The sequence below is a fragment of the Enterobacter sp. TCD1-1 genome, from assembly GCF_020567405.1.
Classification (GTDB): Bacteria; Pseudomonadota; Gammaproteobacteria; order Enterobacterales; family Enterobacteriaceae; genus Enterobacter; species Enterobacter quasiroggenkampii.
Genome location: NZ_JAJCXF010000001.1, coordinates 2,426,585 through 2,443,906 on the forward strand (window position 1 = coordinate 2,426,585; position 17,322 = coordinate 2,443,906).

Sequence of the window (17,322 nt, forward strand, 5' to 3'; positions counted from 1 at the left end):
GGTAAACATGATGCAGTCTGATGTGATTGAAGCCGATCTGAATCGAATCACCGTTACCGACCCGTTTTTAGGGGAATATCAACGCCTCATCCGCGACGTCGTGATCCCCTATCAGTGGGAAGCCCTGAATGATGCACTCCCGGAGGCGGAGCCCAGCCACGCGCTGGCCAACTACCGTATCGCCGCCGGGCTGGAGCACGGTGAGTTTTATGGCATGGTCTTTCAGGACAGTGACGTCACCAAATGGCTGGAAGCGGTCGCCTGGTCTTTACGCCAGAAGCCGGACCCACAGCTTGAAAAAACTGCCGATGAGGTAATCGAACTGCTGGCGCAGGCTCAGTGCGAAGATGGCTATCTGAACACCTGGTATACCGTGAAAGAGCCAGGTCAGCGCTGGACCAATCTGGCCGAATGTCACGAGCTTTACTGTGCCGGGCATCTGTTCGAAGCGGCGGTCGCGTTTTTTAACGCCACCGGCAAGCGCCGCCTGCTTGAAATCGCCTGCCGTTTTGCCGATCACATCGACTCGGTATTCGGCCCGGGTCCCGGTCAGCTTCGCGGTTATCCAGGCCACCCGGAAATCGAACTGGCGCTGATGCGCTTGTATGAGATCACCCGTGAGCCACGCTATCAGGCGCTGGCCCGTTTCTTTGTCGAAGAGCGCGGCCAGCAGCCGCACTATTACGATATTGAGTTTGAAAAACGCGGCGGCACGCGCCACTGGGTCGGCTGGGGCGATGCCTGGCCGGGGATGATCAAAGACAAAAGCTATACCCACGCGCATAAGCCGCTCAGCGAACAACATGAAGCCGTAGGCCACGCAGTGCGTTCGGTATACCTGATGGCAGGCCTCGCGCATATCGCGCGCATGACGAACGATGAAGAGAAGCGCCAGAGCTGCCTGCGCATCTGGACCAATATGGTTCAGCGGCGGATGTATATCACCGGCGGTATCGGTTCACAGGGGATCGGGGAAGCGTTTACCAGCGACTACGACCTACCAAACGACACCGCCTACGGTGAAAGCTGTGCCTCAATCGGCCTGATGATGTTTGCCCGCCGGATGCTGGAAATGGAAGGCGATGCACACTATGCCGATGTCATGGAGCGGGCATTCTATAATACCGTCCTGGGCGGTATGGCCCTTGACGGTAAGCACTTCTTTTACGTTAACCCGCTGGAAACCTACCCGAAAAGCATTCCGCATAACCACATCTATGACCATATCAAACCGGTTCGCCAGCGCTGGTTCGGATGCGCCTGCTGCCCGCCCAATATTGCGCGCACGTTAGTGGCTATCGGTCATTACATTTACACCCCTCGCCCGGATGCGCTGTTCATCAACTTCTACGCCGGTAGCGAAGCGCAATTTACGGTGAATACTCAGACACTGGCACTCAACATTGAGGGCAACTACCCGTGGGATGAAAACGTGACGATTCGTTTTAGCCATCCCGGGCTCGTGGCGCATACGCTGGCGTTGCGCCTTCCTGAATGGTGTGCGGCCCCGCAGGTTCTGGTCAATGGTGAAGCAGCTCAGGGTGAAAATATCAAAGGCTATCTGCACCTGCACCGCACATGGCAGGAAGGTGACGTCATTACGCTGCATTTGCCAATGACTATCCGTCGCATCTACGCCAACCCGCTGGTACGCCACGCGGCCGGTAAAGTGGCGATCCAGCGCGGGCCGCTGGTCTACTGTCTGGAAGAGGTGGATAACGGCGCAGAATTGCATAACCTGAGCTTGCCGCAAGAGAGCGAATTTTTCGAGATGCCGGGCACGGGAGTGCTGAAAGGCAAAATGTTGCTGCAAGCAGAAGGATTGCGTGTTCAGACGGCGCGGGAAGAAAAACCGCTGTATAGCTTTGATACGCGCCAAACGGCGGTGGAAACGCAGACGCTGACGTTCATTCCGTGGTTTAGCTGGGCGAACAGAGGGGAAGGAGAAATGCGAATCTGGGTGAATGAAGGCAGTTAAAAAATCGAAGGGCGGCATCAACGCCGCCCTTCAGGTTCATCAACCTTCGTTGTGCATCTCTAAGCTTTCAAGATCGTTCTGCAGCTGGACGGCTTTGGCGTCGTCGTTGCGCAGCGAATCAAGATAGTCGAGATACTGCTGGTCAACGTCTTTGGTCACGTAAATACCGTTGAACACGGAGCATTCAAACTGCTGAATTTCTGGGTTCTCGGCACGTACCGCGTCGATGAGATCATTCAGGTCCTGGAAAATCAGGCCATCAGCGCCGATGATCTGGCGAATTTCATCAACTTCACGGCCGTGAGCGATCAGCTCGTTGGCGGTTGGCATATCAATACCGTACACGTTCGGGAAGCGAATCTCCGGCGCGGCAGAGGCCAGGTAGACTTTCTTCGCACCCGCTTCGCGGGCCATCTCGATAATCTGCTCAGAGGTGGTGCCACGAACAATGGAGTCATCCACCAGCAGAACGTTCTTATCGCGGAATTCCGCGCGGTTGGCGTTCAGCTTGCGGCGCACAGACTTACGACGCAGATGCTGCCCCGGCATGATAAACGTGCGGCCAACGTAGCGGTTCTTCACGAAGCCCTGACGGTATGGCTTATCCAGAATGCGGGCGATCTCCAGCGCGATATCGCAGGAGGTTTCCGGGATAGGAATCACCACGTCGATGTCGAGATCGTCCCACTCGCGGGCAATCTTCTCGCCGAGCTTCGTGCCCATGTTGACGCGCGCGCTGTAGACGGAAATCTTGTCGATGAACGAATCCGGACGGGCAAAGTAAACGTATTCAAACAGGCACGGGTTGCTGACCGGGTTGTCGGCACACTGGCGGGTAAACAGCTGGCCCTTCTCGGTGATATACACCGCTTCGCCCGGCGCCACGTCGCGCAGGAATTCGAAGCCCAGGGTGTCCAGCGCCACGCTTTCAGAGGCAACCATATATTCGGTACGGCCATCGCCGAGGTCGCGCTTGCCGAGCACCAGCGGACGAATGCCGTTTGGATCGCGGAAGGCGACCATACCGTGACCGATGATCATCGCAACGCAGGCGTACGCGCCGCGGATCTGACGGTTTGTCGCGGCAATCGCGGCAAAAATGTTGTCTGCTTCCAGCGGATAGTGGCGGAAGTTATCCAGCTCGCTGGCGAACACATTGAGCAGGATTTCAGAATCAGAGGTGGTGTTAATGTGGCGACGTTTCTCTTCGAACAGCTTTTTACGCAGCTCGTGCGCGTTGGTCAGGTTGCCGTTATGAGCAAGGGTGATGCCATACGGTGAGTTGACGTAGAAAGGCTGTGCCTCAGAGGCGCTGGAACTGCCAGCAGTAGGATAACGAACGTGACCGATCCCCATATTACCTTGCAGACGCTGCATATGGCGGGCTTCAAACACATCGTTTACCAGGCCATTCGCCTTACGTAAACGGAAGCAGTTGTTTGCATCAATGGTGATGATACCCGCAGCATCCTGCCCACGGTGCTGAAGCACCGTTAACGCGTCATAAATCGACTGGTTTACCGGCATGAAACCGGCGATACCGACAATACCGCACATTCGTCTTTTCCTCGTTAAGCCACATCTCAGGGTTTATGCCCTGGGCAAAAAACTCGACGAGCTTTGCAGATAGTCAAAGAACCATCTGATGATGAAGCTGAACTCTGGAATGAGCTGCGATTTCTGCCAGTCTTCACTTTTGGAGAACCCGGTGAAGGTATCCAGGAAGAACAGGATCGCGGCCACAATCAGCACGCCTCGTAATGCCCCGAAACAGATCCCGAGCACCCTGTCCGTTCCTGACAGACCGGTTTTCTCGACCAGCTGACCTATCACGTAATTCACGATAGCGCCGACAATCAGCGTTGCGATAAACAGCACCGCGATAGCGATTCCATTTCGGACCAGTTCATCTTCAAAGCCCGTGAACCAGACAGACAGGTAAGTGTAGTAATGACTGGCGACAAAGAAAGCACAACCCCAGGTCACCAGCGATAACGCTTCACGAACAAAGCCACGGATCAGGCTAACCAGACAGGAAAAACCAATCACCGCAATGATGGCGTAATCAATCCAGACCATATGTGTCCCACGATTTAACGCCCTGTCATCCAGTTCGGGGCGAATTCTAACAGAAAAAGAAAACGTTTGCGTAGGGATTTCCTTCCCGCGCGTAAATAAAAAAGGCGCTGAAAAAATGTTCAACGCCGTGGCTTAACGCCTCTCTCTTAAAGGAGCAGGTCGTACTTAGTTTGCGCTGTAGCCCATCACCACACCGCTCAGGCCGGAGATCTGCTTCAGCTCACCCAGCGACCCTTTCAGTTTGTCTTTAGACGCTTCTGGCCCCACGAGGATACGGGTAATTTTACCCTGCACCGGCGTGGAAGGTGAAGTGTAAACACGATATCCCGCACTGCGCAGTTTGCTTACGACCTCGTTGACTTTATCGGCATTTTTCAATGCACCGAGCTGCACCACATAGGCTTTACCCGTTGGGGCAGCAGCGTCCTGCTGCGTCGGTTTTGCTGGCGGAGGCGTCTCTGACGCCGCGGCGAGCTGTTCTGCCGCTTTATCGCGCTGCGGTTTCGGCTGCGGCTTCTCAACCGGCTTCGGTTTTTCAACCGGTTTAGGCTGCTCGACCGGCACAGGATCGATATCGCTGTTGCTCGTGGCCGCCAGGCGAGACGGGTCGAGCGACGGTGCGGCGGCATCACCCGCGCGCACCTCTTCCGCCGCGCCTTCCGGTGGCTGAGCAGGCAGCGCCTGCGTCGCCGCGGGCAGCATATCCGGCTCATCGCGGTCACCCGGTTTCGGCACCAGCGGAATCGCGGCAAACTCATCCTGATAATGCTTTTTCTGCCCGTCGAGCAGCCCGGGAAGAATAATCACCCCGAGCGCGACCAGCACAATGGTTCCTGTTAAACGGTTCTGAAACTTACTCGCCACCGGTTCTCCCCGCGTCCATCACTTCCATGACATGTGCCACCGTGTGGAATGAACCACACACCAGCACGGTATCTTCTGGTTTAGCATCCGCCATCGCGGCATGCCAGGCCTGCGCCACGCTACTGTAGATTGCGCCTTTGCCGAGATGTTCCATCAGCTGCTCAGCCGTCGCGCCGCGCGGCCCCTCCAGAGGAGCACAATACCAGCTATCGACCACACTCTCCATGCAGGCCAGCGTCCCGCCGATATCTTTATCATGAAGCATACCGATAACCGCCAGCACGCGCCCGGTTTTTGGTAACGATTTGAGACGTCCCGCGAGATACGCCGCCGCGTGGGGGTTGTGCGCCACATCCAGGATCAGGCGCGGTGACTCGCTGACTAACTGAAAACGTCCGGGCAGAATCGCGTTTTGTATGCCCTCGCGGATCGCCTGTTCGCTGACCACGAGGCCGCTGGCGCGCAGTGCCGCCAGCGCGGTGGCTGCGTTCGGCTGCGGCACCTGGGGCAGCGGCAGGTTGTCGAGCGCCCCCTGCGCATCGCTAAAGCGCCAGCCGTTGTCCTGAACCTCATACTGCCAGTCAACACCGCGGCGCAGCAGCTGCGCGCCCTTCTCCTTCGCCACGTCAGCAATGGTATGCGGCATATCCGGCTCGCCAACCACCGCGGGCTTATTTGCCCGGAAAATACCGGCCTTCTCACGGCCGATACTTTCACGATCGGGCCCCAGCCAGTCGACATGATCCAGCGCGATGGAAGTCACCACCGCCACGTCCGCATCCACGATATTGGTCGCATCAAGACGTCCGCCGAGACCGACCTCAAGGATCACCACATCCAGCTGCGCCTGTTTAAACAGCCACAGGGCCGACAGGGTACCGTATTCAAAATAGGTTAATGAGATCTCTCCGCGCGCGGCTTCAATTTCAGCAAACGACGCCGTATGCGCGGATTCCGGCAGCTCGCGGTTCTGTACGCGAACCCGCTCGGTGTAGCGTACCAGGTGTGGAGAGCTGTAAACGCCAACCCTGTAACCCGCCGCCATCAGGACGGATTCCAGCGTACGGCAGGTCGTGCCTTTACCGTTGGTTCCCGCGACGGTGAACACGAAAGGCGCCGGTTTGAGCACGTCAAGACGCGCCGCAACCTGGCTTACGCGTTCAAGCCCCATATCGATGGTTTTACTGTGCAGGTTTTCCAGATAAGAAAGCCACGCGGCCAGGGGCGACGTGGCTTGGGGAATGCTTTTATTTTCCATAATGCCCGGTTGTCATTAACAGATTAGAAAGCAAAAGGGCAGCGCCAACCGGCCCTGCCCTTTTCAGTTATCAGGCCTCGGGTTCCTGATCCGGTACCACCACCCCTTCGCGCGGTTCATCCGGGTTCGGCGCTGGCAGATTCATCAGCTTCGCCAGGATGCTCGCCAGCTTCAGGCGCATTTCCGGACGGCGGACGATCATGTCGATGGCGCCTTTCTCGATGAGGAACTCACTGCGCTGGAAACCCGGCGGCAGTTTTTCACGAACGGTCTGCTCGATAACGCGAGGACCCGCAAAGCCGATCAGCGCTTTTGGCTCAGCGATGTTCAGATCGCCCAGCATCGCGAAGCTCGCGGAGACGCCGCCCATGGTTGGGTCGGTCAGCACGGAGATATACGGCAGACCGCGCTCCTGCATCTTCGCCAGCGCTGCAGAGGTTTTTGCCATCTGCATCAGCGACATCAGCGCTTCCTGCATGCGCGCACCGCCGGAGGCAGAGAAGCAGATCAGCGGACAGTTGTCTTCCAGCGCCTGCTCAACGGCACGCACGAAGCGCGCACCGACCACGGAGCCCATTGAGCCGCCCATAAAGGAGAACTCAAACGCAGCGGCAACAGCCGGCATCCCGTGCAGGGTGCCTTTCATGACGACCAGCGCGTCTTTCTCGCCGGTCTCTTTCTGTGCAGAGGCCAGACGATCTTTATATTTTTTGGAATCGCGGAACTTCAGCACGTCTTTTGGCTCAAGCTCGCTGCCCAGTTCTACCAGAGAACCTTCGTCCAGCAGGCTATGCAGGCGGTTGCGCGCCGACATACGCATATGGTGGTCACACTTCGGACACACCTCAAGGTTGCGCTCCAGCTCTGCGCGATACAGAACCTGGCCGCAGCTATCACACTTCGTCCATACCCCTTCAGGAATGCTCGCTTTACGCGTTGGGGTAATGTTGCTTTTAATTCGTTCAATCCAGCTCATTGATAACCTTTCTGCCTGAACCTGGTCGTATGCCAGTTTTGCTATAAGAGGCGAATAATGCCATTTTTGCCTCCAACAGACCATGAATGTTGCACATTAAAACATAACAGCCCGAAACTTTGGATAAAAAAGTGGTCGAACCGCCAGTGTGCATTTACTTCGCTTGCTTTGCCGCCGCACGTTTATGACGAATGATTTCGATAACGCCCGGCAGTACGGAAAGCACAATAATCGCTACAATCAGTAGCTTAAGATTTTCCTGAACCACCGGAAGATCGCCAAACAGGTAGCCTGCATAGGTAAACAGCAGCACCCACAACAGCGCCCCCACGACGTTATACATGGCAAAATGACGATAGGACATATGCCCCATTCCCGCCACAAACGGTGCAAATGTGCGCACAATAGGCACAAAGCGCGCAAGGATAATGGTTTTTCCGCCATGGCGTTCATAAAACGCATGGGTTTTGTCTAAATAGCTGCGACGGAAAATTTTTGAATCCGGATTACTGAACAGCCGCTCACCGAAAACGCGTCCGATCGTGTAGTTGACCGCATCACCGACGATGGCGGCAATCACCATCAGCACCACCATAAGATGCACATTCAGATCGTTGGTGGGCAGCGCCGATAACGCCCCGGCGACAAACAGCAGGGAATCCCCCGGCAGGAACGGGGTTACAACCAGCCCGGTTTCACAGAACAGAATGAGGAACAGAATAGCGTAAACCCAGACGCCATACTGCGCGACCAGCTCCGCCAGGTGAACATCAATATGCAGGATGAAATCAATTAAAAAACGAATTACGTCCATATTGTCTAAGCCCTAATTGCACCTTTGTTTAGTCCGCTAAAAACAGCGGACCCATTGGCGGTTTCGGCAGGTCAAACCGATCCGGATAGTCTACCGAGACCAGATACAACCCTTCCGCTTTCGCCGTGGCTGCCGCAAGCGTTCTGTCCTTCGCTGCCAGCAGGTCTGCAATCCAGCTCTCCGGCTGGTGTCCGGCACCCACTTCCATCAGGCTGCCCACAATATTCCGCACCATATGATGTACAAAGGCATTGGCTTTGATATCCACCACCACATACGCGCCAAAACGGCTGACGTTGATGTGCATGACGTTACGCCATGGCGTGCGGGACTGACACTGCACCGCACGAAACGAGGTAAAGTCATTCTCCCCAATCAGACACTGCGCCGCGCGATGCATACGTTCAGCATCAAGCGGTTCATAAAAATGCGTCACGCCCTGGCTTAACACCGCCGGACGCAGACGCTGATTGTAGATGACGTAGCGGTAACGGCGCGCGGTGGCGCTGAAGCGCGCGTGAAAATCATCCGGCACAGCTTTTACCCAGCGCACCGCAATGTCACCAGGCAAATTCGCATTTACACCCAGCGTCCAGGCGGCATCCTTACGCATGGCGGTGGTTTCAAAGTGCACCACCTGCCCCGTGCCGTGAACGCCCGCATCCGTACGGCCTGCGCACAGGACGTTAATCGGCTCGTTTGCCACCTGAGAGAGCGCTTTCTCCAGCTTCTCCTGGACGCTGCGCACCTCATTCTGACGCTGCCAGCCATAATATTTACTGCCATCGTACTCAATACCGAGGGCAATTTTATGAACCGGCTTTTGTTCCACGTCTGACATCAGTACAGGTACTCCTGCACCAGTTTTTCAGCGATCTTGACCGCCATCAGCGCGCCGCCGAAACGAACGTTGTCGGCAACGGACCAGAACTGGATCTGCTCCGGCATACCGTAGTCGTTACGCACGCAGCCAACGGAAAGATGCGCGCTGCCGGTGGCATCGCCCACCTGGGTCGGGAACTCGCTCTCTTCAGAGAGGACGATGTCTTCCCCGCGCCCAAACGCATCGCGCGCCTCTTCTGCCGCGAGGGGACGCAGCGCTTCAAAGCCGACCATCTGCGCGTGACCGTAGAAGACCGGAGACTGCACGACGCTTGCGGAGATCATCAGGCCATCGTCCTGCAGAATTTTACGTACCTCATCAACGATACGACGCTCTTCGCGCACGGAACCCTCGCGGTCCGGCAGCAGCGGCAGCATGTTGAACGCCAGCTGGCGGCCAAAGAAATCATCTTCGTCAATCGGAATGCCGTTCAGCAGCTTCGCGCTCTGCCCGGCCAGCGCGTCAACGGCCTTTTTGCCGTTTGCGGACGCGGACAGCAGACTGGTGACGGTAATGCGCGACAGGCCGCCGTCGTCGATCAGCGGTTTCAGGGCGGTCAGCAACTGGCTGGTCAGGCTGTTCGGTACCGCAATGACGTTACGGTTGCGGTAATCAGCCAGTACAAACGGGTTCACGTCCGGCACCACCAGCGGCACATCCGGCTCCATGGAGAACAGGCCGCTCAGGTCGATGACCAGGCAGCCTGCGTTGGTCGCCTCTTCAACGTACGCCGCAGTGGCTTCAGCGCCTGCGGCGAAAAACGCCAGCTGCGCCTGCGTCCAGTCGAACGCCGCCGCATCCTGAACCATGACGGATTTACTGTTAAAACGCAGATGCTCACCCGCGCTATCGGTACGCGCCAGCGCATAGATATCGCCCACCGGGAACTGACGCTCAGCAAGCGTTTCGAGCAGGGCTTCGCCCACGGCACCCGTGGCACCTAAAATGGCAATGTTCCAGCCTTCAGACATGGTGGTTTACTCCAGAAATAAAAAAGCGTCCCTGTCGGAGTATCCGACAGGGAGCATTAAGAAGACATTAATGCGCCGGGTGATGAATAGCGTTAAACCCCAGCTTGTGCAGCAGCGTCGCCGCCGACGCGTCGTCGCACATGACATACAGGGAAGACCACTCGCGGCGCTCAACGTAGTGCTTGCGCAGCTTATCAAACTCACCCGGGATCCCCGCCACTTTACGCAGCAGCGCATCATCGCGGCGCACATCATACACCAAATGCACCAGCCTTTTCAGCGTTGCCTGATCGAGCGGGCCGTGAAGGGTAATGCGGCCAAATTCAGGCGCGGGGAGTAAGGTATCCAGCGCCACCTGCTGCGGATGACCGATAAAGGCGCTGTAGGCCTCGAAGACCTGCGTCGTGCCGCGGGCTTTCCCTTCGAGGGTATAACCGGCGATATGTGCGGTGCCCACGTCCACCTTGTTAAGCAGCTCAACGTTGAGGTCCGGCTCCGGCTCCCAGACGTCCAGCACCACGCTGAGATCTTGTCCTTCGTTCAGACACGTCAGCAGCGCGGCGTTATCGACTACCGGACCACGACAGGCATTTATCAGAATAGTGCCAGCCTTCAGACGGCGAATGAGCGCCTCATCGGCAAGATGCAGCGACTTATACGGCCCCTCTTTAAACAGCGGCGTGTGGAACGTCAGCACGTCACACTGTTCAACCAGCTCGTCCAGCGAGCGGAAATCCCCGTCATCGCCATTGTCTTTGCGCGGCGGATCGCACAGCAGCGTGCGGATCCCTAACGCTTCCAGGCGCTTTTGCAGGCGCCCGCCGACGTTACCCACGCCGACAATCCCCACGGTGCGGTCTTTCAGCGCAAACCCGTCGCGCTCGGCCAGCATCAGCAGCGAGGAGAAAACGTATTCCACGACGGCAATCGCGTTACAGCCCGGCGCGGCGGAGAAACCGATTCCGGCCTGCTTCAGCCATTTATCATCCACATGATCGGTCCCTGCCGTTGCGGTCCCAACGAACTTAATCGCCTTACCGGCGAGCAACGCCTCATTTACTTTGGTTACCGAGCGCACCATCAGGGCGTCGGCGTCGTCCAGTTCGTTGACCGGGATTGGGCGACCAGGAACAGCCTTAACGTTACCCAGGCGGCTAAACAGCTCACGGGCGTAAGGCATATTTTCATCAACGAGGATTTTCACGTCTGAGTACCTGTTTGAGAGGAAGAAAACCTGGCAAGTGTGCCATAATCTGGCCGCCAGGCATATACGTCTGCCAGGTTTACGCTGAGTTTTGACTTTAAGGATTTTTGACGATGCAGCCCATTTCAGGTACGCCGCCACGCCCTCCGGGTGAAGGCCCTGTCACGCCAAACGTTGCAGGTGAACAACCGCTATCCACGCAACAGCGCACCGTGCTGGAGCGACTGATCACGCGCCTGATTGCGCTGACTTCGCAGCAAAACGCGGAAGTCTGGGCCGGGGTGAAGCATGATTTAGGCGTGAGGAACGACGCACCGCTGCAGTCGCGTCATTTTCCTGCTGCCGAGCAAAATCTGAACCAGCGTATTACGACCGCGCAGCAGAACCACACCACGCGCCAGATTGTTTCTCAGCTGACGGAGCTACTGGGCCAGGGAAATAACCGCCAGGCGGTGAGTGATTTTATTCGCCAGCAGTATGGTCAGACCGCGCTGGGCCAGCTGACGCCCGATCAGCTCAAAACCGTGCTGACGCTGCTGCAGAACAATGAACTGTCGATTCCGCAGCCGCAGGTACGCCCGGCGACCGAGCGTCCGCTGCTGCCCGCCGAGCACAATACGCTCAAGCAGATGGTGACCAAGCTGGCCGCGGCCACCGGCGAGCCGACGAAGCTCATCTGGCAATCCATGCTGGAGCTGTCCGGCGTGAAAGCGGGCGAGCTGATCCCGGCCAAACAGTTTACCCATCTGGTGACCTGGCTCCAGGCACGCCAGACGCTCAGCACCCAGAGCGCCCCGACTCTGCATACTGTACAGGCCGCGCTGAAACAGCCGCTTGAGCCGCACGAGTTCGAGGTGATTCGGGATTATGCTCAGCAAAACTGGCAGGCCACGCCGCAGACGGTACTGACTACCGCGCAGGTGCAGGACCTGCTCAACCAGATCTTCGTTCGCCGCGCCGAGCGCGAAGGCGGCGTGCCGGAGGTGAGAAATGTTCAGCCGATCTACAGCCCGCTGTTTGCGCCGGTCGTGGAGACCTTCAGAACCCTCTCTGCGCGTCCGGGATTGATGTTTATTGCACTGCTGATTGCGCTGGCGATTTTCTGGCTGGTTGCTTGATATTTTGCCCGGTGGCGCTGCGCTTACCGGGCCTACAACGGCTCGAACCGTAGGCCGGGTAAGGCGCAGCCGCCACCCGGCAACAAAGACTCACGTTCTGCGAAACGCCACCAGCGTCACCATGATCCCCACCACCGCGGAAACCGCACCGGCCAGGAAGACGGACGGATAGCCAAACGAGGTCGCTAACAGCCCGGCCAGCGGCCCGGTAACGCCGTATGAGATATCCTGAAACGCCGCATAGCCGCCGAGCGCCGTCCCGCGCACCTGCGGGGCCACGCGCTTCACCACTTCAACGCCCAGCGCCGGGAAGATCAGAGAACAGCCGCAGCCGGTCAGCGCCGCACCCAGCAGCGCCACGGATGCCACGGGTGCATTCCACAACAGCAGAAGACCGATGGTTTCAATGACCAGCGACGCCACCGCCACCTTCACGCCGCCGAAGCGATCCGGCATCCAGCCAAAAAGCACGCGCATCAGCACAAACGCGCCGCCAAACGCGGTAAGCGTAAAACCGGCCATCGCCCAGCCGCGGCTCATAAAATAGAGCGAGACGAACGTCCCTATTACCGCAAAACCCACGCCCTGCAGCGCCAGGCCCAGGCCCGGCTGCCAGATTTGGCCGACCACGCTCCACAGGGAAGGACGCTCGCCTTTGTGCGCAGGTACCTTACGCACCGAGCCGTTAAACGCCCATGCCACCAGCGGCAGCGCCATGGTGGTGGCAGCCAGCGCCGCAAAACCAAACTGGCTGTTGATCAGCAGGCCAAGCGGTGCACCGGCGGCCAGCGCGCCGTAGATGGCCATGCCGTTCCAGGACATCACCTTGCCGGAACGTGCTGGCCCCACCAGCCCCATTCCCCAGGTCAGGGTGCCGGTCAGCAACTGGCTTTCACCAAAGCCAAGAATTAAACGGCCCAGCACCAGCAGCGCAAATTTATACGCCGCGTCGACCGGCAGAAGTGCCGCCAGCAGCCAGGCGCCGCCCGCCAGCCCGCAGGCAAACATCCCCTGCAGCGCCGAGCGTTTTGCACCGTGCTGATCCGCCAGTCGTCCGGCGTATCCGCGGGTTAATACCGTGGCTAAAAACTGAATGCCCACGGCAATGCCGACCATGGTGTTGCCATAGCCCAGCTCCTGATGAACGAACAGCGGGATCACCGGCAGCGGCAGGCCAACGGTCATATAGGTCAGGAATACCGCAAAGGCGATACGGAACAGCGAGACGTTCGCTGAAGGGGTTGTTTCTGTTTGAGTTACTGCAGTCATGCTTTACTCCGAAATGAAGAGTAAGGCGGGGAAATGCCACGCCCCCTCTACCTGATTATCAGGATTAAGGTGCGTTGGTTGACGTTAAACGCTTACGCATTATCGTGAGGATAATGTTGAGTGGTGAAGTTTGCCTGTGAGATCAGCTGCTTGTCAATGCATAAAAAAGGGAGCCTTATGGCTCCCCTTCTGAATCAAACATAAAACTTATGCTTTCAGCTTACGCATGACCAGCGTGGCGTTGGTGCCGCCGAAACCGAAGCTGTTGGACATGACGGTAGTCAGCGTCGCTTCCGTTGGTTTGGTCACGATGTTCAGGCCAGCAGCCTGCTCGTCCATCTCTTCGATATTGATGCTTGGGGCGATAAAACCGTTTTCCAGCATCAGCAGAGAGTAGATCGCTTCCTGAACGCCAGCCGCACCCAGAGAGTGACCGGTCATGGCTTTGGTCGCAGAGATCGCCGGGCTGTTGTCGCCGAAGACTTCGCGGATCGCACCCAGCTCTTTCACGTCGCCTACCGGCGTAGAGGTACCGTGAGAGTTCAGGTAGTCGATTGGGGTGTCAACGCCGTGCATCGCCATCTTCATGCAGCGCACCGCGCCTTCGCCGGATGGCGCAACCATGTCGGCGCCGTCAGACGTTGCACCGTAGCCCACGATCTCAGCATAGATGTGCGCACCACGTGCCAGGGCGTGCTCCAGCTCTTCAACCACAACCATACCGCCGCCGCCCGCGATAACGAAACCGTCACGGTGCGCATCGTAGGTACGGGAAGCTTTGTCCGGGGTCTCATTGTACTTGGTGGACAGTGCGCCCATCGCGTCGAATTCGCAGGCCATTTCCCAGCCCAGCTCTTCGCCGCCGCCAGCAAATACGATGTCCTGTTTACCCAGCTGGATCTGCTCAACAGCATTACCGATGCAGTGCGCGGAAGTCGCACACGCAGAGCTGATGGAGTAGTTCACACCGTGGATTTTGAACGGGGTCGCCAGGCATGCGGAAACCGCAGAACCCATGGCTTTAGTCACCACGTACGGACCTACCGCTTTCAGACCACGCGGGCTACGCATTGCGTCAGCACCAAATACCTGCGCTTTAGATGAGCCGCCGGAACCGGCGATCAAACCCACGCGCGGGTTGTTCTGATAAACCTCTTCGCTCAGGCCAGAATCTTTGATCGCTTCCTGCATGGAGAGATAAGCATAAATAGAGGCATCGTTCATGAAACGAACCACTTTGCGGTCAATCAAACCGGTGGTGTCCAGTTTGACGTTACCCCATACGTGGCTACGCATACCTGAATCTTTAAACTCTTCAGAGAAAGTGATCCCGGAGCGTCCTTCACGCAGAGATGCCAGGACTTCCTGCTGGTTATTACCGATGCTGGAAACAATGCCCAGGCCAGTAATCACTGCACGTTTCATTCAATACCTCTGTAAGTCGCACTATAGTAAGTTTCGAGTCGCACAATAGCGTACACTTGTACGCCGAACAAGTCCGATCAGACATTTTCTGCGGAAATTTGCACCGATGGACTCACATCGTTAAGATCGTGCCACTGCCTGTCAGACGAGTAACTTACGTGAAACAAAACGCTATACAACCCGCCAACCTCGAATTCAACGCTGAGGGTACACCTGTTTCCCGAGATTTTGATGATGTCTATTTTTCTAATGATAACGGACTCGAAGAAACTCGCTATGTTTTCCTCGACGGAAACCAGCTCAGCACCCGCTTCCCGGCGCACCCGCGGAGCCTGTTTGTGGTCGCGGAAAGTGGATTCGGCACCGGGCTGAATTTTTTAACCCTCTGGCAGGCGTTTAACCAGTTCCACGCTGCTCACCCCGAGGCTACGCTACAAAGATTACATTTCATCAGTTTCGAAAAATTCCCGCTTACCGCGCACGATCTGCGGCTTGCCCACCAGCGCTGGCCGGAGCTTGCGCCCTGGGCGGAGCAGCTTCAGGCGCAGTGGCCGCCCCACATCGGCGGCTGTCATCGTCTGATGCTGGACGGCGGACGCGTCACGCTGGACTTATGGCTCGGCGACATCAACGACCTGACCGACAGGCTCGATGATTCGATGAATCAGAAGGTCGACGCGTGGTTCCTGGACGGTTTTGCCCCTGCCAAAAACCCGGACATGTGGAGCCAGCATCTGTTTAACGCGATGGCGCGGCTGGCTCGCCCTGGCGCAACGCTTGCCACCTTCACCTCGGCGGGCTTTGTCCGCCGTGGGCTGCAGGAGGCGGGCTTTACCATGCAGAAGACCAAAGGCTTTGGCCGCAAGCGCGACATGCTGATCGGCAGGATGGAGCAGACGCTGGACATCCCCGCTCAGACGCCCTGGTTTGCGCGCTGCGCGAGCGCATCGCGCGACGTGGCGATCGTTGGCGGCGGGATCGCCAGCGCCCTGCTTTCGCTCGCGCTTCTCCAGCGCGGCTGGCAGGTCACGCTCTACTGTGCTGACGACGCGCCCGCCAGCGGCGCGTCCGGCAACCGTCAGGGAGCGCTCTATCCGCTTTTAAGCGCGCACGACCCGGCCCTGTTCCAGTTTTTCCCGGCAGCGTTTACCTTCGCCCGTCGCCTGTATGACGCGCTTCCGGTGGCGTTCGACCATGACTGGTGCGGCGTCACGCAGCTTGGCTGGGATGAAAAGAGCCAGCAGAAGATCGCGCAGATGCTCTCTCTGGGCCTGCCCGAAGAGATTGCCCGCGCGGTGAGCGCGCAAGAGGTTAAAGACACCGCTGGCGTGGAAACCGGGTGTGGGGGCATTCAGTATCCGCTCGGCGGCTGGCTGTGCCCGGCCGAACTGACCGCAGCGGTCATTGCCCTGGCGCAGTCGCGCGGGCTGATGGTGCAGTATGGCCACAAGGTGGCATCGCTCACCCGGACAGAACGCTGGGATCTGCGTTTCGCTGATGGCAGGGAGGCGAGCCATGCCAGCGTTGTGCTGGCCAACGGGAATCACATCAGCCAGTTTATTCAGACAGCGACGTTGCCGGTTTATCCGGTCGGCGGCCAGGTGAGCCATATCCCGACCGCGCCTGCGCTCGGCAAACTGCGTCAGGTGCTGTGCTATGACGGCTATCTGACGCCGCAAAATCCCTCTAACGGCCATCACTGCATCGGGGCCAGCTATCATCGTGGCGAAACGGAGATGCACTACAGCGAGGCGGATCAGTTGCAAAACCGCCAGCGCCTGATTGACTGTTTCCCGGATGCGGCGTGGGCGAAAGAGGTCGACGTTAGCGAGGGTGACGCGCGCTGCGGCGTGCGTTGCGCCACCCGCGACCATCTGCCGATGGCGGGCAACGTGCCGGACTACGAGGCGACGCTTGCGGCCTATGAGGATCTGGCTGAACACCAGGAAACGGCGGTGACTTCACCGGTCTATCCAGAGCTGTTTATGCTGGGCGGACTGGGTTCCCGCGGGCTGTGCTCTGCCCCGCTGCTGGCCGAAGTGTTAGCCGCGCAGATGAGCGACGAGCCGATTCCGCTGGACAGGGTTACGCTTGCGGGCCTGAATCCGAATCGATTATGGGTACGGAAACTGCTGAAGGGGAAGCAGGTTAAGTAGGGTGCCCTCTCCCACCGGGAGAGGGAGGTGAAACGCTTACTTCGCTTTCGCCTGCTGGAACAGGTTGTCCCACATGCCCAGCACCAGAGACTGGTCGCGCGGAGAAAGTTCCCCGGCCTGAATGGCTTTCTCCAGACTGCGGGTCACTTCCTCATGAACAGCGTCGGCAGAGTGATCGTCACCTGCTTCCAGCTCAGCTACCGCGAGCGTCAGGTGACCACGCAGATAACCGCTGGCGAACAGCTCATCATCGCTGGCGTGTTCCACCATGTCATCAATTAACGCCAGAATGCGTGATTCAAATTCTGCGATCATCTTCTTTCCTCT

At 57.9% G+C, this 17,322-nt stretch carries 15 protein-coding genes; 3 read left to right on the top strand and 12 right to left on the bottom strand.

Features of this window, described 5'->3' with window-relative positions:
* Window positions 1-7: 7 nt before the first annotated feature.
* Entirely contained in the window at window positions 8-1,978 is a 1,971-nt protein-coding gene (locus LJA86_RS11605; protein ID WP_048029670.1) for a glycoside hydrolase family 127 protein, read from the top strand.
* A 39-nt stretch (window positions 1,979-2,017) separates the two neighbouring features.
* On the opposite strand, the gene purF is transcribed toward LJA86_RS11605, so the two are convergent.
* The 9 genes from purF to pdxB form a co-directional block, all read right to left on the bottom strand.
* Window positions 2,018-3,535, bottom strand: coding sequence for an amidophosphoribosyltransferase (purF, locus tag LJA86_RS11610; protein ID WP_021241570.1), 1,518 nt, complete (start codon window positions 3,533-3,535; stop codon window positions 2,018-2,020).
* Between the two features lie 33 nt (window positions 3,536-3,568).
* Window positions 3,569-4,057 carry a colicin V production protein gene (gene cvpA / locus LJA86_RS11615; RefSeq protein WP_000262116.1) on the bottom strand — a complete coding sequence of 163 codons (489 nt, stop codon included), beginning with the start codon at window positions 4,055-4,057 and terminating at the stop codon, window positions 3,569-3,571.
* A 165-nt stretch (window positions 4,058-4,222) separates the two neighbouring features.
* A complete protein-coding gene (dedD, locus tag LJA86_RS11620; RefSeq protein ID WP_045908737.1) occupies window positions 4,223-4,921 on the bottom strand; it encodes a cell division protein DedD in 699 nt (232 codons plus the stop codon).
* A complete protein-coding gene (gene folC, locus LJA86_RS11625) occupies window positions 4,911-6,179 on the bottom strand; it encodes a bifunctional tetrahydrofolate synthase/dihydrofolate synthase (RefSeq protein ID WP_229226177.1) in 1,269 nt (422 codons plus the stop codon). The genes dedD and folC overlap by 11 nt, the downstream gene beginning before the upstream one ends.
* 70 nt (window positions 6,180-6,249) lie before the next feature.
* Window positions 6,250-7,155 (bottom strand): acetyl-CoA carboxylase, carboxyltransferase subunit beta, encoded by a 906-nt coding sequence (accD, locus tag LJA86_RS11630; protein WP_023312564.1) that lies wholly within the window; start codon window positions 7,153-7,155, stop codon window positions 6,250-6,252.
* 154 nt (window positions 7,156-7,309) lie between these two features.
* Window positions 7,310-7,969, bottom strand: a complete 660-nt coding sequence (locus tag LJA86_RS11635; protein WP_008502599.1) for a DedA family protein — start codon at window positions 7,967-7,969, stop codon at window positions 7,310-7,312.
* A 28-nt stretch (window positions 7,970-7,997) separates the two neighbouring features.
* Window positions 7,998-8,810 (bottom strand): tRNA pseudouridine(38-40) synthase TruA, encoded by an 813-nt coding sequence (gene truA, locus LJA86_RS11640; protein WP_223539310.1) that lies wholly within the window; start codon window positions 8,808-8,810, stop codon window positions 7,998-8,000.
* The gene (locus tag LJA86_RS11645) at window positions 8,810-9,823 is read right to left on the bottom strand and encodes an aspartate-semialdehyde dehydrogenase (RefSeq protein ID WP_229226178.1); all 1,014 of its coding nucleotides are present in this window, start codon (window positions 9,821-9,823) and stop codon (window positions 8,810-8,812) included. The genes truA and LJA86_RS11645 overlap by 1 nt, the downstream gene beginning before the upstream one ends.
* Window positions 9,824-9,890: 67 nt before the next feature.
* Window positions 9,891-11,027 (bottom strand): 4-phosphoerythronate dehydrogenase PdxB, encoded by a 1,137-nt coding sequence (pdxB, locus tag LJA86_RS11650; RefSeq protein ID WP_229226179.1) that lies wholly within the window; start codon window positions 11,025-11,027, stop codon window positions 9,891-9,893.
* 113 nt (window positions 11,028-11,140) lie between these two features.
* Between pdxB and flk the strand changes: the two genes are divergently transcribed.
* Window positions 11,141-12,145, top strand: coding sequence for a flagella biosynthesis regulator Flk (gene flk, locus LJA86_RS11655; protein ID WP_063622179.1), 1,005 nt, complete (start codon window positions 11,141-11,143; stop codon window positions 12,143-12,145).
* Between the two features lie 90 nt (window positions 12,146-12,235).
* Here flk and LJA86_RS11660 read toward each other — a convergent pair whose 3' ends face one another.
* Window positions 12,236-13,414 (bottom strand): MFS transporter, encoded by a 1,179-nt coding sequence (locus LJA86_RS11660; protein WP_229226180.1) that lies wholly within the window; start codon window positions 13,412-13,414, stop codon window positions 12,236-12,238.
* A 207-nt stretch (window positions 13,415-13,621) separates the two neighbouring features.
* Window positions 13,622-14,839: a beta-ketoacyl-ACP synthase I gene (gene fabB, locus LJA86_RS11665; RefSeq protein ID WP_014832795.1), complete on the bottom strand. Its 1,218-nt coding sequence runs from the start codon at window positions 14,837-14,839 to the stop codon at window positions 13,622-13,624.
* Between the two features lie 158 nt (window positions 14,840-14,997).
* Here fabB and mnmC point away from each other — a divergent pair, with 158 nt between their 5' ends.
* Complete coding sequence (gene mnmC, locus LJA86_RS11670) at window positions 14,998-16,995, top strand: bifunctional tRNA (5-methylaminomethyl-2-thiouridine)(34)-methyltransferase MnmD/FAD-dependent 5-carboxymethylaminomethyl-2-thiouridine(34) oxidoreductase MnmC (RefSeq protein ID WP_229226181.1); 1,998 nt, start codon at window positions 14,998-15,000, stop codon at window positions 16,993-16,995.
* A gap of 36 nt (window positions 16,996-17,031) precedes the next feature.
* Here the strand turns inward: mnmC and LJA86_RS11675 are convergent, their stop codons facing one another.
* Window positions 17,032-17,310 carry a YfcL family protein gene (locus LJA86_RS11675; RefSeq protein ID WP_048029667.1) on the bottom strand — a complete coding sequence of 93 codons (279 nt, stop codon included), beginning with the start codon at window positions 17,308-17,310 and terminating at the stop codon, window positions 17,032-17,034.
* Window positions 17,311-17,322 lie beyond the last annotated feature (12 nt).